At 67.4% G+C, this 20438-nt stretch carries 17 protein-coding genes; 3 read left to right on the forward strand and 14 right to left on the reverse strand.

Annotated elements, in window-relative coordinates:
* Positions 1-54: 54 nt before the first annotated feature.
* From N5D20_RS14375 to N5D20_RS14385, 3 genes are read right to left on the reverse strand one after another with little or no spacing between them, the layout of a single operon-like run.
* Complete coding sequence (locus N5D20_RS14375; RefSeq protein WP_197654544.1) at positions 55-1494, reverse strand: TolC family protein; 1440 nt, start codon at positions 1492-1494, stop codon at positions 55-57.
* Complete coding sequence (locus N5D20_RS14380; RefSeq protein ID WP_197579638.1) at positions 1491-3449, reverse strand: MacB family efflux pump subunit; 1959 nt, start codon at positions 3447-3449, stop codon at positions 1491-1493. Before N5D20_RS14380 ends, N5D20_RS14375 begins: the two co-directional genes overlap by 4 nt.
* Positions 3446-4687: an efflux RND transporter periplasmic adaptor subunit gene (locus N5D20_RS14385; protein ID WP_197579636.1), complete on the reverse strand. Its 1242-nt coding sequence runs from the start codon at positions 4685-4687 to the stop codon at positions 3446-3448. The genes N5D20_RS14380 and N5D20_RS14385 overlap by 4 nt, the downstream gene beginning before the upstream one ends.
* A 204-nt stretch (positions 4688-4891) precedes the next feature.
* On the opposite strand from N5D20_RS14385, the gene N5D20_RS14390 reads away from it, so the two are divergent.
* The 3 genes from N5D20_RS14390 to N5D20_RS14400 all read left to right on the forward strand — a co-directional run bounded on the left by N5D20_RS14390 (position 4892) and on the right by N5D20_RS14400 (position 10240).
* The gene (locus N5D20_RS14390) at positions 4892-5620 is read left to right on the forward strand and encodes a response regulator (RefSeq protein ID WP_005408779.1); all 729 of its coding nucleotides are present in this window, start codon (positions 4892-4894) and stop codon (positions 5618-5620) included.
* Between the two features lie 6 nt (positions 5621-5626).
* Positions 5627-7036: an ATP-binding protein gene (locus tag N5D20_RS14395; protein ID WP_010486233.1), complete on the forward strand. Its 1410-nt coding sequence runs from the start codon at positions 5627-5629 to the stop codon at positions 7034-7036.
* Between the two features lie 177 nt (positions 7037-7213).
* Positions 7214-10240, forward strand: coding sequence for a ligand-binding sensor domain-containing diguanylate cyclase (locus tag N5D20_RS14400; protein ID WP_197579634.1), 3027 nt, complete (start codon positions 7214-7216; stop codon positions 10238-10240).
* 125 nt (positions 10241-10365) lie between these two features.
* Here N5D20_RS14400 and rnt read toward each other — a convergent pair whose 3' ends face one another.
* The 11 genes from rnt to pstS (N5D20_RS14455) all read right to left on the reverse strand — a co-directional run bounded on the left by rnt (position 10366) and on the right by pstS (N5D20_RS14455) (position 20200).
* Positions 10366-10950 carry a ribonuclease T gene (gene rnt, locus N5D20_RS14405; protein WP_005408782.1) on the reverse strand — a complete coding sequence of 195 codons (585 nt, stop codon included), beginning with the start codon at positions 10948-10950 and terminating at the stop codon, positions 10366-10368.
* Positions 10951-11184: 234 nt separating this feature from the next.
* Positions 11185-11706 carry a DoxX family protein gene (locus N5D20_RS14410; RefSeq protein WP_049411501.1) on the reverse strand — a complete coding sequence of 174 codons (522 nt, stop codon included), beginning with the start codon at positions 11704-11706 and terminating at the stop codon, positions 11185-11187.
* A gap of 26 nt (positions 11707-11732) precedes the next feature.
* Positions 11733-12488: a putative DNA-binding domain-containing protein gene (locus tag N5D20_RS14415; RefSeq protein ID WP_197579633.1), complete on the reverse strand. Its 756-nt coding sequence runs from the start codon at positions 12486-12488 to the stop codon at positions 11733-11735.
* Complete coding sequence (locus N5D20_RS14420) at positions 12481-13356, reverse strand: DUF692 domain-containing protein (protein WP_197579632.1); 876 nt, start codon at positions 13354-13356, stop codon at positions 12481-12483. Before N5D20_RS14420 ends, N5D20_RS14415 begins: the two co-directional genes overlap by 8 nt.
* The gene (locus N5D20_RS14425; protein WP_019337649.1) at positions 13343-13699 is read right to left on the reverse strand and encodes a hypothetical protein; all 357 of its coding nucleotides are present in this window, start codon (positions 13697-13699) and stop codon (positions 13343-13345) included. The genes N5D20_RS14420 and N5D20_RS14425 overlap by 14 nt, the downstream gene beginning before the upstream one ends.
* Before the next feature lie 259 nt (positions 13700-13958).
* A complete protein-coding gene (phoU, locus tag N5D20_RS14430; RefSeq protein ID WP_008265615.1) occupies positions 13959-14666 on the reverse strand; it encodes a phosphate signaling complex protein PhoU in 708 nt (235 codons plus the stop codon).
* A gap of 76 nt (positions 14667-14742) precedes the next feature.
* Entirely contained in the window at positions 14743-15573 is an 831-nt protein-coding gene (gene pstB, locus N5D20_RS14435; protein ID WP_005408788.1) for a phosphate ABC transporter ATP-binding protein PstB, read from the reverse strand.
* 19 nt (positions 15574-15592) lie between these two features.
* Positions 15593-16456 (reverse strand): phosphate ABC transporter permease PstA, encoded by an 864-nt coding sequence (gene pstA / locus N5D20_RS14440; protein WP_032127902.1) that lies wholly within the window; start codon positions 16454-16456, stop codon positions 15593-15595.
* Complete coding sequence (pstC, locus tag N5D20_RS14445) at positions 16456-17424, reverse strand: phosphate ABC transporter permease subunit PstC (RefSeq protein ID WP_197579631.1); 969 nt, start codon at positions 17422-17424, stop codon at positions 16456-16458. The genes pstA and pstC overlap by 1 nt, the downstream gene beginning before the upstream one ends.
* Before the next feature lie 82 nt (positions 17425-17506).
* A complete protein-coding gene (pstS, locus tag N5D20_RS14450) occupies positions 17507-18595 on the reverse strand; it encodes a phosphate ABC transporter substrate-binding protein PstS (RefSeq protein ID WP_197579630.1) in 1089 nt (362 codons plus the stop codon).
* 588 nt (positions 18596-19183) lie between these two features.
* On the reverse strand, positions 19184-20200 hold the full coding sequence (gene pstS / locus N5D20_RS14455) for a phosphate ABC transporter substrate-binding protein PstS (RefSeq protein ID WP_197579629.1): 1017 nt from the start codon (positions 20198-20200) through the stop codon (positions 19184-19186).
* Positions 20201-20438: the final 238 nt, after the last annotated feature.

Below are 20438 nucleotides of genomic sequence, written 5' to 3' on the forward strand. Positions count from 1 at the left end.
GCTCGGCTGCTCTTCGTTGCAGCCGAGCGTGGGCTCGGCTCTACAGGACGGGCCTCAGCCCGCGCTGCCGCCCAGCGCCTTGAACAGGGTCACGTCGTTGTTCAGCTGGCCCTGGCGCACGCGCGCCAGTGACAGCTCGGCGTCGCGCCGGGTCTGCTGTGCCTCCAGCCAGGTGCGCAGATCGGTGGCACCCACGCGGTAGCGCACTTCCTGCGCGCGCTCTACTTCCACCGCTTCGTCATACGAAGCCTGCGAGGCCGCCACCTGGCGCGCCAGCTGCTCACGTGCCGACAGCGCGTTGTCCACTTCCGAGAGCGCGGTGTACAGCGTCTTGCGGAAGTTGGTTGCAGCAATCTGGTACGCCGTACCGGCGATGTCGGTATCCAGCTGCGCGCGCTGCAGGTTGAGGAACGGCAATGACAGGCCGGCGCCCAGCGTGGCCACCGGGTTGCGCAGCACATCGCTCAGCGAGGTTGCACTGGAGCCGAGGCTGCCGGTCAGGCTCAATGCCGGGTAGTACTGGGTCGCGGTGACCTTGATGGTCTTCAGGCTGTTGCGCAGGCGCAGTTCGGCTGCGCGCAGGTCGGGACGGCGGCCGAGCAGGTCGGTCGGCAGGCCTTCGTTGATCCCGGGGCTGCGTGCGGCCAGCAGGTCCTGCGGTTCGTCCTGCTGTGGCCACGGCGTGCCGTCCAGCAGCACGGTCAGCGCATTGCGCACTTCCACCCGCTGCTGTTCCAGCGCGCTCTGTGCGGAACGTTGCGACTGCAGGTTCTGCAGTGCCTGGCGTACTTCCAGGCGCGATACCGCACCGGCGTCGAAGCGGGCCTGGACCAGTTCGCGGGTACGTTCCAGCCGCTCCAGGTTGGCCTGGCCGGTGGCGATCGACTGGTTGAGATAGGCCAGGTTCCAGTACTGGGTGATGGTGTCGCCGATCACCAGCAGCGCGGTGTTCTGCCGGTCTTCCTCGCTGGCCTCGGCTTCCCAGCGGGCGATGTCGCGCTGGGTGCGCAGGCGGCCCCACAGATCGACCTCCCAGCCCAGCGAAACGCCGGTGGAATAGCTGCGACGCCAGTCATCAGCCTGGTCGGTGGCGCGGCTGGCGCTGCCACTGACCCCGGAAGACGAAGGCTGCGGCCACAGCGCGTTGCTGGCCAGGCCAGCCTGCAGGCGCGAACGCTGCACGGCCAGACCGGCGGCGGCCAGATCGCTGTTGGCGGCCAGCGCCTGCGCCACCAGACGGTCCAGTCGTTCGTCGCCGAAGCCGGTCCACCAGGTGTCCTGGCGGATGTCGCGGCCGGATGTATCCAGGCTGCTGCGCGGGTCGTCGGCGGGTGCATTGAGGGTGGCGTCGCCACGCCCGTAGCTGGCCGCCACGTCGGGGGCCTGCACCGGGTAGCGGCCCACCGATGTACAGCCTGAGAGGGCGAGCAGAACAGCGCCCGCCAGCAGCAGGCGCGAGGGAGCAGGGAAGGGCAGTCGGGTCATCATCTTCATTCGCGGGCCAGAGCCTCCACCGGGTCGAGCTGCGCGGCATTGCGCGCGGGCAGGAAGCCGAACGCCACGCCGATCAGGGTCGAGCAGGCGAAGGCGGCAACAATCGAGGCGGTGGAGAACAGCACCTGGAAGTCGCTGGCGAAGCGGCCGATCATCGAGCCCAGCAGCAGCGCCAGGCCGATGCCGAGCAGACCGCCGAGCAGGCACACCAGCACCGCTTCGATCAGGAACTGCTGGCGGATATCACTCTGCCGCGCACCGACGGCCATGCGCACCCCGATCTCGCGGGTACGCTCGGTCACCGACACCAGCATGATGTTCATCACGCCGATGCCACCGACCAGCAGCGCGATGGCGGCGATGGCGCCGATCAGCAGCGTCATTGTGCGCGTGGTCTGTTCGATGGTCTGGCGGATTTCGGCGCTGTTGCTGAGGAAGAAATCCTCGGTGCCATGGCGCAGGGTCAGCAGGCGGGTGATTGCTTCCTGCGCCGCATCCATTGGCGTGTCGTCGTCAACGCGCACGGTGATGCTGGAGACGTGGCTCTGGCCGAGCATGCGCGACATCACCGTGGTGTACGGCACCCACACGCTGAGGCTGGTGCTGCCGCCGAAACCGAAACTCTGGCGCTTGGCCACGCCGACCACGCGCGCCGGCACGTTGCCGAGCAGGATCACCTGGCCGACCGGATCGACATCGGGGAAGAACTGGGTCTGGGTGTTCTCGTCGATCACCGCCACCTGGCCGAGGCCCTTCACCGCGTCACTGTCGAAGAAGCTGCCGCTGAGCAGGGTCACACCCTTGACCCGGAAGAACTGCTCGCCGACGCCGCTGACCTGGGCGGTGGAGGACTGGTTGCGGTAACGCGCGGTGACCGAGGTCGACACGCTGGGCGTGGCGCTGTCCACGTAGCTCTGCTTTGCCAGTGCATGGGCATCGCTGGCCTTGAGCGTCTGTACCCGCGCCGAGCGCATGTCGCCGAAACCACGGCCGGGATAGACGTCGATGGTGTTGGTGCCGAGTGCGCTGATGTTCTGCAGGATCTGCTGCTGCGAGCCATTGCCCAGCGCCACCACCGAGACCACCGAGGCGATGCCGATGATGATGCCGAGCATGGTCAGGAAGGTGCGCAGCCGATGTGCGTTCATCGCCAGCAGGGCCATGCGGAATGCTTCGGTGAAGCGGTCACGGGCCGCCCGCCAGCTGTTGCCGCGGGCCACGCCGGTGCTGGCCTCGCGCTGTGCACGGTAGGTCGGCGCATTCGGGTTGGCGCGGTCGGCGATGATCTCGCCGTCGCGGATCTCGATGATGCGCTGTGCGTGTTCGGCCACGCTCATGTCGTGGGTGACGATGATGATGGTGTGGCCTTCGGCGTGCAGCTCACCGAGGATCGCCATCACTTCCTCGCCGGATTTCGTGTCGAGCGCGCCGGTGGGTTCGTCGGCCAGGATCACCTCGCCGCCGTTCATCAGGGCACGTGCAATCGACACGCGCTGCTGCTGGCCACCTGACAGCTGGCCCGGCTTGTGGTGCATGCGGTCGCTCAGGCCCAGCCGCTGCAGCAGCTGCTCGGCACGCGCGTTGCGCACTGCGCCCGGGCTGCCGGCATACACCGCCGGTACTTCCACGTTGCCGCGCGCATCCAGGTCGCCCAGCAGGTGATAGCGCTGGAAGATGAAACCGAAATGTTCGCGGCGCAGTTCGGCCAGCTCGTCCGGTTCCATCTTCCCGGTTTCGCGGCCGGCCACCTGGTAGCTGCCACGGGTGGGGCGATCGAGGCAGCCGAGGATGTTCATCAGCGTCGACTTGCCCGAGCCGGACTGGCCGACGATGGCCACCATCTCACCGGCGTGGATGTCGAGATTGACGTCGCGCAGCACGGCGATCACATCATCGCCGGCCGGGAATTCGCGTCGCAGGTCGCGCAGGCGCAGCAGCGGCGCCGTCGTGCTCATCGGCGCCCCATGCCCGGGCCGCCGACCCGCATCTGCATGCCGCCGCGGTTGCCGCCGCCGGCGCTGGCACCGGCCGCACCGGCTTCGCCCACCACCACGCGCTCGCCTTCCTTCAGCCCGGACAGGATTTCGGCCGAGGCGCCGTTGTTGATGCCCACGCTGACCTTGCGCGGCTGCGGCTGGCCCTTGTCGTCCAGCACCCGCACCATGCGCTCGTCGCCACGGCGCTTCGGTCCCAGCGCTACCGCCGGCACCATCAGTACGCCCTTGGCCTGCTTGAGCAGCACCGAGACCTGCGCGGTCATGTCGATGCGCAGCGTGCCGTCCGGGTTCTCCACGTCGAACAGCGCGTTGTAATAGACCGCGCTGCTGGAGCTGGAACTGGAGGAGCTGCTGGAGCTGGACGAATTCTCGTTGGCGATCGAGGCCGGCGCCGGATTGATCTGGCGCAGCGTGGCGTGGTACTTGCGGTCAGGATCGCCCAGCGTGGTGAAGTACACCGGCATACCGGCCTTGATCTTGACCACGTCGGCCTCGGAGATCTCGGCGTTGACGGTGACCACGTCCAGCCGCGCCAGCATGACGATGGTCGGTGCGGTCTGGTTGGCGTTCACGGTGCGGCCTTCCTCGGCCACCACCGCCACCACGGTGCCGTCCATCGGCGCGGTGATGCGGGTGTAGGCCAGGTTGGCGCGGGCGGTGCCCAGCTCGGTTTCGCGGCCCTTGATCTGTGCCTCGTAGGACTGCAGCTGGGCGCGGGCGGTCTTCAGCTGTGCCTCGGCGGCATCGTATTCCTGGCGCGAGGTGGCTTCGGCGGCCAGCATCTGCTGCTGGCGCGCGAATTCCAGTTCCGCCTGGCGCAGGGTGGCCTGCTGCACGGCACGCTGGGCGGTGACCTGGTCCAGCGAGGCCTGCGCGTTGAGCACCTGGTTCTGCTGGGTGGTGGCGTCGATCTCGGCGATCAGGTCGCCTTCCTTCACCGTGTCGCCCAGCTGTACCTTCAGCGACTTGATCTGGCCCGAGGCCTGGGCGCCGACGCTGACCAGCTTGTAGGCGTCGATCACACCGGTGGCCTCCACCGTCTGCTCGATGTCACCACGGCTGACGGGCGTGGTCGCCACCGCCGGGGCGGCGGGCTTGCGCAGCAGCCACCAGGCGGCTGCGGCGACGGCAAGGCCAAGCAGGGCGATCAGTATCAGGCGACCCCGGCGGGTCGCGGGCAGCAGGCGGAACGTCACGTCGTGGCTTCACTCTCGGGGCCGCGGAGGCGGCGTTGGTGGGCATTGTGAAGACCGGGCGATGGGCGGCTCAATCCTCGGGGTATGTCTCTATGTAACACTGTCGGTGAATACGCGTAACCACAGGTATCCCGCCCACGGGTGGATACACTGGTACGCATTGCCCCGGATGCGGTTCAGCTGCCGACACGGGATGATCGCGACATGGAGACTGAAAACACGATGCATCGACTGCTGATCGTCGACGACGACAACGACATCCGCACCCTGCTGGCCGAGCAGCTCGGCCGTGCCGGTTACCAGGTGAGTACGGCCGCCGATGGCACCGCCATGCGCCAGTTGCTGGACCGCGAGCATGTGGACCTGATCGTGCTGGACCTCAACCTGCCGCGCGAGGATGGACTGACCCTGTGCCGCGACCTGCGCGCGCGCTCGAACACGCCGGTGATCATGCTGACCGCACGCGCCGAGCCGATCGATCGCGTGCTGGGCCTGGAAATGGGCGCCGACGACTACCTGGCCAAGCCGTTCGAACCGCGCGAGCTGCTGGCGCGCATCCGCAACGTGCTGCGCCGGACCGAGGCGCTGCCGGCCAACCTGGAGCCGCTGGCGGTGCGCCGTGCGCGCTTCTCGCGGTGGGTGTTCGATCTGGAGCATCGCCACCTGGTGGACCCGGACGATCGCGTGGTGGTGCTGTCCGGCGCCGAGTTCCGCCTGCTGCGGGTGTTCATCGCCCATGCCAACAAGGTGCTGTCGCGCGAGCAGCTGGTCGCGCTCAGCAGCGGCCGCAACTACGAGGCACAGGATCGCGCGATCGACCTGCAGGTCAGCCGGCTGCGCAACAAGCTGGGCGACGACGGTGGCCCGGACGGGCTGATCAAGACCGTTCGCAACGAAGGCTATGTACTGGCCTCCTCGGTGAACCTGGAATAAGCCGCGATGAAGCGCCTGCGCCATTTCCTGTCCTCGATGGTCGGGCGGTTGTTCGTGATCCTGCTGCTGGGCATGAGCGTGGCCGCGATCGGCGCGACCATGCTGGCCACCTCCAAGCGCCAGCAGGAGTTCGAGCGGCAGAACCTGAACCGCATCGCCGACCGCCTGCAGGGCTACGTCAACCTGCTCGACGGCAATCCCGAACTGCGTGAACGCCTGCTCGAAATCGGTGGGCCGAGCGTGCGCGCGCTGCAACCCGGCGCACGCCTGGGGCGGGCCGACACGGCGTTGATGGAAGTGCTGGATGACCGGCCGGGGCCGGTCGCACGCGCACATGTGCACTTCGCTTCGTTCCGCTCCTGCATTCCCAAGCTGCAGGACCTGTTGCCGCCGCCGCCGCCCGGGCATCGCAAGCACCCGCGCGAGCGTGATCCGGCATTCATCCCGCCCAAGTGCCGTGCGGTCGACGTGACCCTCAACGACGGCACGTTGCTGAAGCTGGCGCTGGATTCGCCGGCGGTGGCGCATAACGGCATCCTCGCCGTTGATCCGTGGTTCCTGACCCTGCTGGTGCTGGCGATCGCGGTGCTGGCCTACATCGTCGCGCGCATCGCCAGCGCGCCGTTGCAGGAGCTGGCCGCCGCCGCCGAAGACCTGGGCGACGACCTGCAGCGCGATCCCCTTCCGCTGCGCGGGCCGCGCGAGGTGCAGCGTGCCGCCGAAGCCTTCAACGCCATGCAGCACCGCCTGCAGCGGCACTTGGCCGAGCGCACACAGATGCTGGCGGCGATCACCCATGACCTGCAGACCCCGCTGACCCGCCTGCGCCTGCGCCTGGAGAATGTCAGCGACGAGGTACTTCGCGAGCGCCTGATCGGCGATCTGGCCGCGATGCAGGCGTTGGTGCGCGAAGGCCTGGAGCTGGCGCGCAGTGCCGAGAGCGCCGAGCAGCGTGCCGCACTGGACCTGGATTCGCTGCTGGAGAGCATCGTTGAAGATACCGCCGAGGGCGGCGGTGATGTCGTCTTCGAAGGGGGCAGCGGAGCGGTGTTGATGTTGCGTCCGCTGGCCATGCACCGCCTGTTTTCCAACCTGGTGGACAACGCGGTGATGTACGCCTACCGGGTGCGGGTACGGGTCGAGCGCAGTGGCGGCGCGATCACCGTGGTGGTGGCCGACGACGGCCCCGGCCTGGCCGAGGATCAGCTGGAAGCCGTGTTCGACCCGTTCGTGCGGGTGGAGACCTCGCGTTCGCGCGAAACCGGCGGCGCCGGTCTGGGCTTGACCATCGCCCGCGCTCTGGCCGAGAAGGATGGCGCGCGGCTGTGGCTGCGCAACCGCGCCGAAGGCGGGCTGGAGGCGGTAGTGCAGTGGCCGGCCAGTGCACAGGTAACGCCGCCGGGGCGCGCGGGCTGAGTCTTCGCGGCTGGCGATGGTGACGCCGTGGGCCGGGTTTGGCCTATCATCTGCGCATCTTCCCAGTTTCCCCCCGATGAGCCAGCCCGTTCCCGCCGGCATGCCGTTCAGCGCTGCCTGGCAGTTCCCGCATGCTGCCAGGCCCGGCAGCCCTGCCTGGCCGCCGCCGCTGCACTGATGGCCGGACAGGGGGACATCGGGCGCTGGGCGGAGCGCTGCGGATCAGGTATCGGTCGATGGCTGCGACAGGGCCTGCTGTGGCTGCTGCTGGCCCTTGCACTGCCGGTGGCTGCGCAGGAGGGGGCACCGCCGCTGCGCGATTACGCCATCGATGTATGGACGTCGCGCAACGGCCTGCCACACAACTCGCTGCGCGACATCGCGCAGACCCCCGAAGGCCACCTGTGGTTCGCCACCTGGGAAGGCCTGGTGCGATACAACGGCCTCGATTTCACCGTGTTCGACCGCAGCACCCGCCCGGGCCTGCGTGACAACGGTATCGGTGCGCTGTTCGTCGACCGTCAGGGTGGGCTGTGGATCAGTGATTCGCGCGGCAACGTCAGCCACCGCGGTAACGATGGCCAGTGGCGGGTCTGGGAGCACCAGGCCGATACCCCGCAGGTACTGATCCAGTCCATGCAGATGGACAGCCAGGGCCGCCTGTGGCTGCTCTATGAAGGCAAGGGCATCGGCTATCTGACGCCGGACACCGGCATCGTCTACCAGGCGCCGGCCGCCGACCTGCCGATGGCGATGAGCTTCACCAAGCTGGTGGTCGATGCGCAGGACCGGGTCTGGGCCGGTACGTTGGACGGGCTGGTGCTGCGCGACAACGACGGCGTGCTCAAGCGGGCGCCCACGGCGTGGGGGCTGGGCGCCGGCAGTGGCCTGTCGTGGCCGTACCGCGCTCCGGACGGCGCGCTGTGGATCGTCGCCGGCGAGCGCCTGTACCGCGTGGAAGATGATCAGCTGGTGCTGATGCACCGCCTGCCGGGCCAGCTGCACCTGACCTCGATGCTGCAGGATCGCCATGGAGACCTGTGGCTGGGCACCGAGAACCAGGGCCTGCTGCGGATCTCCTCGCATGGCCTGGAGCGGCTGCCGGCGGGCCTGAACCTGCCGGGTGGACGCGTGGTCAGCCTGCGCGAGGATGCCGAGGGCAGCATCTGGGTCGGTGCCAACGGTGGACTGTACCGCCTGCGCGAAACGCTGTTCAGCAGCTACACCGAGCGCGATGGCCTCAGTGGTGATTATGTGCGCACCGTGTTCGAGGACCGCGACCGCCAGCTGTGGGTCGGCAGTGCCAGCGGCCTCGATCTGCAGACCGCCGATGGCCGCTTCCGTGCGATGCCGCTGCACAACCGCGGCGGCAAGGCACCTTCGGTGCTCAGCCTGGCGCAGGGCCCGGACGGTGACCTGTGGGTCGGAACGTTCGGCGATGGCGTCTACCGTCTTGGTCGTGACGGCCGGCTGCGGCACAGCTATGCCGCCGCCGATGGCATGCCGGGTGGCAACATCCGCGCGATCAGCGTGGACCCGCAGGGTGTGGTCTGGGCCGGCACGCAGAAGGGTGTGGTCCGCATCGACGGTGACCGTGTGCAGGTATCGAACGTCCCGGGCATGCCCAGCGGCCTGATCACCGCACTTGAGCACGATCATCAGGGCAACCTGTGGATCGGCACCATCGAGGGAATCCGCGTGCTGCGCGGCGACCACGTGCAGTCGATCGACCTGGCGCCGCTGGGCGGTGGCCGCAGCGTGTTCGGCTTCCATCAGTTGGGCGACGCGATGTGGATCAGCAGCGACCGCGGCCTGTACCGCTGGCGGAACGGCACGCTGGCGCGGGTGGGGCTGGAGCAGGGCATGCCGGTGGATGCGGTGTTCCAGCTGGTGCCGGATCGCCTTGGCAATGTGTGGATCAGCAGCAACCGCGGTGTACTGCGCACCGACATGGCCCCCCTCAACGCCGTGGCCGATGGCCGCGCACCCCGGGTGATGGTGGAGCGCTACAACGAGATCGACGGCATGGCCAATGCGCAGGCCAACGGCAGCTCCGGGCCCTCGGCGATCCTGCGCCAGGACGGCACGTTCTGGGTGGTCACCGCCGGAGGCCTGAGCACCGTTGACCCGCAACGCCTGCAGCGCTTCCGCGAGCGCCTTTCACCGCCGGCAGCGATTGAAAGCGTGCAGGTGGATGGCGCACCGGTGCATTGGGAAGGCCCGGACCGCAACTACATTCCCGGCGGCCGTCGCTTGACGGTGAGCTATGTCGGCCTGAGCTACCTGATGTCGGACCGGATCCGCTACCGCACGCGGCTGGATGGCCTGGATGCGGGGTGGGTCGAACGCGGCCCGCAGCGCAGCGTGGAGTTCGTCGGCCTGCCGCCGGGCGATTACACCCTGCACGTGGCCGCGGCCCATCCGAGTGGCAGCTGGGGCCAGCAGGAAGCGGTATGGAGCTTCACCGTGGAGCCGTTCTGGTGGCAGCGACGCAGCGTGCAGGGGTTGGGTGGACTGTTGCTGCTGGCCGGGCTGGTGGCGCTGTACCGCCTGCTGCTGCAGCAGCTGAAGGCCAGCAACCTGCGCCTGGCGCGGCGGGTGGACGAGGCCACCTTCGACCTGCAGGCGAAGACCGTGCACCTGCAGGCGCTGAACCAGGAAAAGACCGAACTGGCCGAGCGCCTGGCACGCCAGGCCGAGGCCTTCGAACGGCAGGCCCGCGAAGATGCGCTGACCGGCCTGGCCAACCGCCGTGCCTTCGATGAAACGCTGGCCCGCGACTTTGCGCGTTCGCAGCGCAGTGGTCATCCGCTGTGCCTGGTGGTGCTGGATATCGACCACTTCAAGGACGTCAACGACCGCCACAGCCACAGCATCGGCGATGCCGTGCTGGTGCAGGTGGCGCGGCTGATCGCCGCCGCCAGCCGCGACTCGGACCTGCCCGCGCGGACTGGTGGCGAAGAGTTCGCGCTGCTGCTCAACGACACCCGCCTGGAGGAAGCCGCACAGCTGTGTGCACGCCTGCGCGGCCTGTTCCATGACCACCCCGACTGGGCCGGTGTGGACGGCCTGCGCGTGACCTTCAGTGCGGGGCTGGTGGAGCTGGACGCCGACGACCGCACCCCGGCGCTGCTGTACCAGCGCGCAGACCGCGCGCTGTACCGCGCCAAGAGCGACGGCCGCGATCGCACGAGCATCGGTTGATCACATCCGCGCGTGGCGTGGATATGCCTCTATCGATCGGTAGAGTCGAGCCATGCTCGACTACAGCGCGACAGCGCGGAAAAAGGCGCAGCCGAGCATGGCTCGGCTCTACAGAAAGCGCTGCCTTAGCGCGGCCAGGCGTTGGCGATGGTGCAGAACAACCGCGCGGTCTGCTCGGTGTCATACACCGCGCTGTGCGCCTCGTTGGCATCCCAACCCAGCCCGGCGGCCGTGGCCGCACGTGCCAGCACGGTCTGCCCGTAGGCGATGCCGGCCAGGGTCACTGTGTCGAACACGCTGAACGGATGGAACGGATTGCGCTTGTGACCGGTCCGGGCCACCGCCGCATTGACGAAACCGAGATCGAAATGGGCGTTGTGGCCGACCAGGATCGCGCGCTGGCAGCCGTATTTCTTCATCGCCGCACGCACCGGGGTGAAGATGTGGTCCAGCGCGGCCTTCTCTTCCTTGGCCAGCCGGAACGGGTGGTCGAGGATGATGCCGGTCACTTCCAGCGACTTCGGGTCGATCTCCAGGCCTTCGGCCGGCACCACGTGGGCGCTGGCGGTCTGGCCGGGGTAGAGCAGGCCGTTCTCGTCCATCTCGATCGGCACGGCAGCGATTTCCAGCAGCGCGTTGCGCTGGCTGTCGAAGCCGCCGGTTTCCACATCCACCACCACCGGCAGGAAGCCGCGGAAGCGTTGTGACATCGCGCGCTGCGCCTGGGGTACTACGGAATCGGGAGCGGCGGCAGGTGCGGGGGTGGGGTCAGTCATGCGTGAATTCTAGCAGAGCGACCCTGAGCGCCCGGCCAGCCTTCTGTGCATGGGTTCCCTGCGTGGTCGTGTGTCGACCAAGGTCGACACCTACCGGGCACCGCACGCTCAGGATTCCGGTAGCTGCCAACCTTGGTTGGCACGGTGCGCGCCGACCAGGGGCGGCATTTACCGGACTGCGGGCCGTGCCGTCGTGCCCGATGGCTGCCACCGCGCCAACCACGCATCCACGCTCAGCCTGCCGGCGCCGGTGAAGATCAGTGGCAGCAGCATCGCCATGAACAGCACCGGCAGCTTGAAGTTGCCGAAGCCCTGGTCAGTGATCGCGTAGCCCATGGCGAGGTCAGACAGCGAGTTCCACTCCATCGGCCAATGCACTGCATAGGTGGCCACAACGGTCAGCACCAGCAGGCTGGCCGCGGCAAACCGGGTGCCGAATCCAACCAGCAGGCAGGCCGCGCCGATCAGTTCGAACCACGTGGCGAGCTGCCAGTTCAGGGTGGCCGGCAGCTGGTCGAACGGGAACGGGAAGGCATCCTGCAGGTCGGCGAACCAGTTCTGGCCGTGCAGTTTTTCGCGGCCGGATTCGAAGTATTCCCAGGCCAGCAGCAGGCGCAGGCCGAGCGGGGCCAGCCAGGGGGCGAGACGGTCCAGCTGGCCGCGCACGGCGGCCAGGGTCGGGAGGTTCATCGGTGGTTCTCCGGGGGAAGGGGGCGTCAGCCGGGGACTGCGAGCGGGCCGATCACGCCGGCCTGCAGGAACTGCTGCAGCAGCGCGGCACCGGGTCCGGCCAGCGCGTCCTCGGCCAGGCCGTGCGCGGCGGCCAGGTGCCGCAGGTAGCCATGGCCATCGAGGCCAGGGTGTTCGCCGATGCTGGACAGCAGGTACACCGCCAGCTGGCTGAGTACGGCAAAGCGCACCTCGCCATCGGCCTCGCGACGAACCAGCAGGCCGGTCGGTTCCGCCGGCGGTTGTGACGGTGCGTCCTCGGCACCGAGCCGGTGCACGGGCCACTGATACAGCAGCGGCCATGCCAGTGGCGAGCGCTGCAGCGGCACCCGCAGCGGGTCGATGCCACCCGGCGCAGGCAGAGGCTCGGCAGGAAGCTGGTACAGCGCGGTTTCCACCCACTCGTAATGAGCAAGTTCGGCCAACGCCGGGTGCGGCAGCTGTGGCTGGGCCTGCAGCCACTGCACGAATTCGGCGGCCAGTTCGGTGAACAGCGGCGTCTGGCAGCGATGGGTCGCGAAGTACTGGCGCACCAGTCCGCTCCAGGCCGGTTCGCCGAGCAGGCGCACGCAGACCGGGAAGCCGTTGCTCAACAGGCCGAGCAGGTTGTTGAACAGCAGCCGTTGGTACACCGCCACCCGGCGTGGCTCCAGGCCGGCCGGTGCAGGCACCGCATGTGGATCGCGCAGGTGAGCGGTGAACGCGTGCTGCTGCGCGCGCAGGGTGTCGGTGGCGTCAGCCATGTGCAACCCCGGCGTGCGCGGCCTGCAGGCGGCGGATGGTCTGCAGTTCGCCCTGCAGTTCTGCATAGGGCGGGAAATTGAAATCGCGTTCGAGCAGGGTGGGGCGTGGGCCGATGCGCGCGTAGGTACGCGCCAGCAGCTCCCAGACCGGGTCGATCACCGCGCTGCCATGGGTATCGATCTTCAGGTCCGGTGCCTCGTCCAGGTGCCCGGCCACGTGCAGGCAGACGATGCGCTCTGCGGGCAGCCCGGCAATGAAGGCGTCGGCGTCGTAGCCATGGTTGCAGGCGTTGACGTAGACGTTGTTGACGTCCAGCAGCAGGTCGCAGTCGGCCTCGGCGAGCACGGCCTTGGTGAAGGCCAGTTCGTCCATTGCCGGCTCCGGTGCCAGGTAGTAGGACACGTTTTCCACCGCGATGCGGCGACCCAGCAGGTCCTGCACGCGGGCGATGCGTGCGGCGGTATGGCGCACCGCTTCGTCGGTGAACGGAATCGGCAGCAGGTCGTAGAGGTGGCCGTCGTCGCTGCAGTAGCTCAGGTGCTCGCTGTACAGCGGCACACGGTGCTTTTCCAGGAATTGGCCGACCTGTTCCAGCAGCTGCGTATCCAACGGCGCACTGCCGCCCAGCGACAAAGACAGGCCGTGGCAGCTCAACGGATGGCGCTGCGCCAGTTCGGCCAGCGCATCCCCAGCGGGGCCACCGACATGGATCCAGTTCTCCGGTGCGCATTCGAGGAAATCGAAGTCACCCGCCGGTGCATCGCGCAGATCCTGCAGCAGCGCCCTGCGCAGCCCCAACCCGGCGGCCGCCGCATGAAGCGGCGACCGCAGGTGGATGGCGCTGGCGCGGACGTCAGTGCTTGGCACCGCACTTGCCTTCGCCGCACTTGCCCTCGGCCGCCTTCTTGTCGCCGGTCTTGGCCTTGGCGCCTGCCGCGGCACCGGCGGCCTTGCCCTTGTCGGCGCCGCACTTGCCTTCGGCACTCTTGCCGTCGGCACCACATTTGCCTTCGGCGTGCTTGGTCGCGTCGGCGGCCATCCTGGTATCTGCTGCCTTGGCATCGGTGCTGGCTTTGGCTGCCTGGCCGGCCACCAGATAGCCCTGGGCCAGGTCGCTCATGCTCAGCGCCGAGGCACTGGCGGTCATGCCCAGGCCGGCGGCCAGGGCGGTAGCAGTCAGCAGGGACAGGGTCTTGTTGGAACTGCTCATCGGTCGTGCTCCTGGGTGGTGTGGGCGGGTGCCCGAGTGGCCGGCAGGGATGCCGGTGGAAACGATGGTGCAGCGATCCTACTCAACGAATCCTCGCCAAGACCTCAAATTTTCGTGAGGTTTGTTACAGAAGCATCCGGAAGGTTCGCACCGGGCAAGCCCGGCGCCCACAATGCGGGTGGAACGCCCAGAAACAGGAAGGCCGCTGTCACCAGGACAGCGGCCACCTTGGAGTCGACTCCGGTGTTGCAGTGCAGCGTCAGGGCTGGCCGGTGCTGGAGGTCTCGTCGCGCTTCTCGCGCGGCGGCAGCGGCTGCTCGCCGTGCACCAGGAACCACACGTTCTCGGCGATGTTGGTGGCGTGGTCACCCACGCGCTCCAGGTTCTTGGCCATGAACAACAGGTGCGTGCACGGGGTGATGTTGCGCGGGTCTTCCATCATGTAGGTCAGAAGCTCGCGGAACAGCGCGGTGTACTGCGCGTCCAGGCGGGCATCGTCCTCGCGCAGTGCCAGTGCGGCGTCGGCGTCGTTGTCGCGGTAGGCGGCAATGGCGCGGCGCACCTGCTGCGCGGCCAGGCGGCCCAGTGCGCGCAGGCCCTGGATCTGCGGCAGCGGCGGCACCTTGCCCAGCGCGATCGAGCGCTTGGCGACGTTGGCCGCATAGTCGCCGATGCGTTCGATGTCGGCCGGGATGCGCAGGCCGGCGAGGATCTCGCGCAGGTCGCGCGCCATCGGGCCACGCAGCGCCAGGCGCATCACGTCGTGGCTGATCTGCTGCTCAAGCGCATCGATCGCTTCGTCGTTGGCGATGATGCGATGGGCGGCGTTCTCGTCGCGCTTCTCGATCACGTCCATCGCCGCTTCGAGCTGGGCGACGGCCATCTCGCCCATGCGCACGATTTCGGCCACCAGGCGCTGCTGCTCTTCGTCGTAGCTCTTGACGATGTGGTCGTTGGGAAGATTCATGGTTGTTCCACTCTGTAGAGTCGAGCCATGCTCGACTGCCGTTGTCTGTAGAGCCGAGCCACGCTCGACTGCCGTTTCAGCCGAAGCGACCGGTGATGTAGTCCTCGGTCTGCCGCTGCGACGGCTGCGAGAAGATCACCTCGGTGCGGTCGTGCTCGATCAGGTCGCCCAGGTACATGAAGGCGGTGTAGTCGGACACGCGCGCGGCCTGCTGCATGTTGTGGGTGACGATCACGATGGTGTACTCGTGCTTGAGTTCTTCCACCAGCTGCTCGATGCGGCTGGTCGAGATCGGGTCCAGCGCCGAGGTCGGCTCGTCCAGCAGCAGCACCGACGGGCGCAGCGCCACGGCACGGGCGATGCACAGGCGCTGCTGCTGGCCACCGGACAGGCCCAGCGCGCTCTGCCCCAGCTTGTCCTTCACTTCGTCCCACAGCGCGCCCTGGCGCAGCGCCTGCTCGACGCGGTCGGCCATGTCGGCCTTGCTCAGCTTTTCGTGGTGGCGGATGCCGTAGGCCACGTTCTCGAAGATGGTCATCGGGAACGGCACCGGCTTCTGGAACACCATGCCGACCTTGCTGCGCAGGCGGTTCATCGGGTACTTCGGCGACAGGATGTTCTCGCCGTCCAGCAGCACTTCACCGCGCGCTTCCAGCTTCGGGTACAGCGCGTAGATGCGGTTGAAGATGCGCAGCAGGGTCGACTTGCCGCAACCGGAGGGACCGATCAGCGCGGTCACGCGCTTTTCCGGAATTTCCAGGTTGATGCCCTTCAGGGCGTGGAACTTGTCGTAGTAGAAGTCCAGTCCACGCGCAGCCAGCTTCACCGGCGACGGCGTGTGCAGGCTCTCGTGCGAGGACGGCACGGCGATGCGCTGCATCGGCACGGCGTTGGAAAGGTCGTTCATGGCGTTATCCACGGAAAGGTCAGTCATGGGAGATACGGTTGCGCAGCAGGATGCCGCGGGCGGCAAGGCTGACCAGCAACACGAAGACAGTCAGCACCAGGGCACCTGCCCAGGCCAGGACCTGCCAGGATTCATACGGGCTGCCGGCGAACTGGTTCATCACCACCGGCACGGAGGCCATCGGCTGGAAGATGTTGTTGTTCCAGTACTGGTTGCCGAAGGCGGTGAACAGCAGCGGCGCGGTCTCGCCGGAGATGCGGGCCAGCGCCAGCAGGATGCCGGTGATGATGCCGGCCGAGGCACTGCGGTACAGCACCTGCACGATCACCTTCCACTGCGGGATGCCCAGCGACAGGGCCGCTTCACGCATCTGCGAGGGCACCAGGCGCAGCATCTCGTCGGTGGTGCGCACCACCACCGGCAGCACGATGAAGGCCAGCGACAGGGCACCGGCGAACGCCGAGAAGTTGCCGCCGGTCTGCATCACGTACAGGGTGTAGACGAACAGGCCGAGCACGATGGACGGGGCCGACAGCAGGATGTCGTTGACGAAGCGGACCACGGTGCCGGCCTTGCGGGCGTTGCCGTACTCGGCCAGCCAGGTACCGGCCAGCACGCCCAGCGGGGTGCCGATGCCGATCGCCAGCGCACACATCACGGCACTGCCGAAGAAGGCGTTGGCAAGGCCGCCTTCCTGCATCGGTGGCGGCGTCATCTTGGTGAACAGATCCCAGTTGATGCCGGCCAGGCCTTTCGAGGCCAGGGTGAACAGGATCCAGCCAAGGAAGAACAGGCCGAACAGCGCGGTGGCGCAGGAAGCGGTGATCGCAACGACGTTGCCGATGCGGCGGCGAAGGTACAGCGAATCAGCGGTGGTGGACATCAGTTGCCCTCCTTGCGGGACAGGCGCATCAGCATCAGGCGGGCGATGGCCAGCACCACGAAGGTGACGATGAAGAGGACGAAGCCGAGCAGCAGCAGGGCCGAGCGGTAGGTTTCAGTGGCTTCGCCGAAATCATTGGCGATCAGCGCGGCGATGGTGGTGCCCGGTTCCAGCAGCGACGGCGACAGGCGCACGCTGTTGCCGATCACGAAGGCCACCGCCATCGTTTCGCCCAGGGCGCGGCCGAGGCCGAGGAAGATGCCGCCGATCACCGCCGAGCGGGTGTAGGGCAGGACGATGTCCCAGCTCACTTCCCACTTGGTGGAACCCAGCGCATAGGCCGATTCCTTCAGTCGGGTCGGCACGGTCAGGAACACTTCGCGCATCACCGAGGAGATGAACGGAATGACCATGATGGCCAGCACGAAACCGGCGGTGAGCATGCCGATGCCGAGCGGCGGGCCCTGGAACAGCGGGCCGATGATCGGCATCTCGCCCAGGGTTTCGTTGAGGAACGGGGTGACGTACTCGGTCATCACCGGCACCAGCACGAACAGGCCCCACATGCCGTAGATGATCGAGGGAATGCCGGCCAGTAGTTCGATGGCGGTACCGATCGGACCACGCAGCCAGCGCGGCGCGACTTCGGTGAGGAAGAAGGCGATGCCGAAGCTGACCGGCACGGCGATGACCATCGCGATGAGCGCGGTGACCAGGGTGCCGTAGATCGGGGCGAGAGCGCCGAACTTGTTTTCGACCGGATTCCAGTCAGCGGAGAAGAAGAAGCTCAGGCCCTGCATCTGCAGGGCATGACGGCCGCCCCACAGCATCGACAGCGCGGCGCAGGCCAGGGCGATCAGGACGAAGATGACGGTGCCGACCAGCACCCATCGGAACAGTTTGTCGTTGCGGGCATCACGCGTATCACGCGTGGACGGGGCTGCTACAGGCTGGGCGATGGCATTCATGGGGACGGCAGGGCCAGGAAGGGGCGGGGCGGCACGGCGTGGAAGAGGCGGTGCCCGCGCGGGGCGGGCACCGTCGTGTCCATCACTTCAGGTCGGTCGTCCAGTAGGCCTCGATCTGCTTGACCAGTTCGGCAGGCAGCGGCACGTAGTGCAGCTCGTTGGCCTGGGCCTGGCCGTTCTCGAAGGCCCACTTGAAGAAGGCCAGGGTGTCCTGGTTGCGCTTGGCGTCCTTCGGCTGCTTCTGCATCAGCATGAAGTTGGTGGCGGTGATCGGCCACGCCTGCTCGCCCGGAGCGTTGGTGATGACCAGGTTGAAGTCCTTGGCGCTGGCCCAGTCGGCGCTGGCGGCCGCGGCGGCGAAGGTTTCCGCGCTCGGCGCGACCCAGTTGCCGGCCGCGTTCTGCATGGCGGTGTACGGCATGCCGTTCTGCAGGGCGTAGGCCAGTTCGACGTAGCCGATGGAGCCCTTGATCTGCTTCACGTAGGAAGCAACGCCTTCGTTGCCCTTGCCACCGACGCCGTCCGGCCACTGCACCGAGGTGCCTTCGCCGACCTTGCTCTTCCACTCCGGGCTGACCTTGGACAGGTAGTTGGAGAAGTTGAAGGTGGTGCCCGAACCGTCCGAACGGTGGACCAGGGTGATCTTGCCTTCCGGCAGCTTCACGCCCGGGTTGGCGGCGACGATGGCGGGGTCGTTCCAGGTCTTGACCTTGCCCAGGAAGATGTCGGCCAGCAGGGCGCCGCTCAGGCGCAGCTTGCCGGCTTCCAGGCCTTCGATGTTGACCACCGGCACCACGCCGCCGATGGCGGACGGGAACTGCGCCAGGCCGGCCTGGGCCAGCTCTTCGCTGCTCAGCGGCTTGTCGGAGGAACCGAAGTCGACGGTGCCGGCCTTGATCTGGGCGATACCGCCGCCCGAGCCGATCGACTGGTAGTTGATCTTGGCACCGGTGCTGGCGTTGTAGTCAGCCGACCACTTGGAGACCAGCGGGAAGATGAAGGACGCGCCGGCACCGGACACTTCGGCGGTCACCTTGGCACCGGCGGCGGCCGGGGCAGCGGCACCGTCGGCAGCCGGCTGCTGCGCGGCCTGCTTGTCGCCACCGCAGGCCGACAGGCCCAGGGCGATGGCCAGGGAAAGGGCGGCAAGGCCGGCCGAGTGCAGTTTCATGGTCACTCCATAGCGGGGTAGAGCCGACGGTGTCGGCGGATGCGGCTATGAAATGATGTTTTTGTTACAGCCGTATTACGACCATGACAGAGGTGTCCTGGATCACGTTCTGACAAGGGTTTCACAGGGTTGGTACCAATCCGGCAGGTGCCCGGAAACCCCCCGATCTGCGCACCGATATGACGGCCGGGGAAGGTAAAGCCGAACCCACGCTCGGCTCCGCCCGAGGCCGGGCCATGATCAGCCGAGCATGGGCTCGGCTCTACAAGCGCTCTTGCTTTGCTCCTGCTCCTGCCTTCCATGACCCCACCGCGCCCGCGATGAACTGTCCAGAGGCGGTGGGCCAGGGCGTGCAGGACCGTCCACGGCATGGATGCCGTGGCCGAGCCCCCAAGAACGGGTGTACGGCGTGTCCTGCACGCCCTGGCCAACCGACTCACCCACGGATCAGCGAAGGCGCAAACGCTCTTCACGACCAACCCCGAAAAAACAAGAAGAGCGCGAGATCTCGAGGATCTCGCGCCCGGGGTGGGATCGGCGGGGGAGAGAGGACCCGCCGATCCCGTTCCTGCGGGGGAACGCGCTTGCTTACTTCAGGTTCTGCGACCAGTAGGTCTCGATCTGGCGGACCAGGCTGTCCGGCAGCGGCACGTAGTCCAGCTGGCGGGCCTGGGCGTCGCCGCTCTTGTAGACCCAGCGGAAGAACTCCTGGGTGGCCTTGCCGTTGGCAGCGTTCTTCGGCTTCTTGTGCACCAGGATGAAGTTGGTGGCGGTGATCGGCCAGGACTCGGCGCCCGGGGCGTTGGTCATCACCAGGTAGAAGTCCTTGGCGCTGGCCCAGTCGGCGCTGGCGGCAGCGGCAGCGAACGAGGTGTCGCTCGGCTGCACGAAGCGGCCGGCAGCGTTCTTCATCGCGGTGTACGACAGCTTGTTCTGCAGCGCGTAGGACAGTTCGACGTAGCCGATGCCGCCCTTGATCTGCTTCACGTAGGCGGCAACGCCTTCATTGCCCTTGCCACCGATGCCGGCCGGCCACTGGACCGAGGTGCCTTCACCCACCGAGGTCTTCCATTCCGGGCTGACCTTGGACAGGTAGTTGACGAAGTTGAAGGTGGTGCCCGAGCCGTCCGAGCGGTGCACGACGGTGATCTTGGCGCTCGGCAGGGTCACGCCCGGGTTCAGCGCGGCGATGGCCGGGTCGTTCCAGGTCTTGATCTTGCCCAGGAAGATGTTGGCCAGCACGGTGCCGTCCAGCTTCAGCGCGCCCGGAGCGATGCCGGCCACGTTGACCACCGGCACCACGCCGCCGATCACCGACGGGAACTGGGCCAGGCCCGAAGCGGCCAGTTCTTCCGGCTTCAGCGGGGCGTCGGAGGAGCCGAAATCAACGGTCTTGGCCTTGATCTGGGCGATACCACCGCCGGAGCCGATCGACTGGTAGTTGACCTTGTTGCTGGTGGCGGCGTTGTAGTCGGCCGACCACTTCGACATCACCGGGTAGATGAACGAGGCGCCCGCGCCGGTGATTTCAGCGGCGTTGGCGGCGAACACGGACGACGCTGCGAAGACGGCAACGGCAACGCGCGACTTGAAGGCGTGGATCACGGGGTGGCTCCTGGGTTGATTGGGATGCGGGGTTACCCGCCCGGCGCACATTCCATAACGGTTCGATGACAGCGCAGGGACCGTTGTATGACGCAACCGTTACAGCGCTGCCCGGTGCCCGCACAGCAGGGGCGTGAAGGTTCTGAGTGCTGCGGGCGACGTGATGGCCAATGCACCGGAAACGGACATAAGCCGGTTGCGATCACGTTCTATATGTCGCTGATGGCCTGTCCGGTGC

This window comes from Stenotrophomonas sp. GD03877 (assembly GCF_029840555.1).
Classification (GTDB): domain Bacteria; phylum Pseudomonadota; class Gammaproteobacteria; order Xanthomonadales; family Xanthomonadaceae; genus Stenotrophomonas; species Stenotrophomonas geniculata.

Bases quoted from the DNA above. Each gene is read 5' to 3' on its own strand.
- N5D20_RS14425 (WP_019337649.1), bottom strand. From the start codon at position 13,699: ATGAGCAGTTCCAACAAGACCCTGTCCCTGCTGACTGCTACCGCCCTG.
- N5D20_RS14390 (WP_005408779.1), top strand. From the start codon at position 4,892: ATGGAGACTGAAAACACGATGCATCGACTGCTGATCGTCGACGACGAC.
- pstS (WP_197579630.1), bottom strand. From the start codon at position 18,595: ATGAAACTGCACTCGGCCGGCCTTGCCGCCCTTTCCCTGGCCATCGCC.
- phoU (WP_008265615.1), bottom strand. From the start codon at position 14,666: ATGAATCTTCCCAACGACCACATCGTCAAGAGCTACGACGAAGAGCAG.
- N5D20_RS14380 (WP_197579638.1), bottom strand. From the start codon at position 3,449: ATGAGCACGACGGCGCCGCTGCTGCGCCTGCGCGACCTGCGACGCGAA.
- N5D20_RS14400 (WP_197579634.1), top strand. From the start codon at position 7,214: ATGGCCGGACAGGGGGACATCGGGCGCTGGGCGGAGCGCTGCGGATCA.
- N5D20_RS14375 (WP_197654544.1), bottom strand. From the start codon at position 1,494: ATGAAGATGATGACCCGACTGCCCTTCCCTGCTCCCTCGCGCCTGCTG.
- pstA (WP_032127902.1), bottom strand. From the start codon at position 16,456: ATGTCCACCACCGCTGATTCGCTGTACCTTCGCCGCCGCATCGGCAAC.
- rnt (WP_005408782.1), bottom strand. From the start codon at position 10,950: ATGTCACAACGCTTCCGCGGCTTCCTGCCGGTGGTGGTGGATGTGGAA.
- N5D20_RS14415 (WP_197579633.1), bottom strand. From the start codon at position 12,488: ATGGCTGACGCCACCGACACCCTGCGCGCGCAGCAGCACGCGTTCACC.
- N5D20_RS14410 (WP_049411501.1), bottom strand. From the start codon at position 11,706: ATGAACCTCCCGACCCTGGCCGCCGTGCGCGGCCAGCTGGACCGTCTC.
- N5D20_RS14395 (WP_010486233.1), top strand. From the start codon at position 5,627: ATGAAGCGCCTGCGCCATTTCCTGTCCTCGATGGTCGGGCGGTTGTTC.
- pstB (WP_005408788.1), bottom strand. From the start codon at position 15,573: ATGAACGACCTTTCCAACGCCGTGCCGATGCAGCGCATCGCCGTGCCG.
- pstC (WP_197579631.1), bottom strand. From the start codon at position 17,424: ATGAATGCCATCGCCCAGCCTGTAGCAGCCCCGTCCACGCGTGATACG.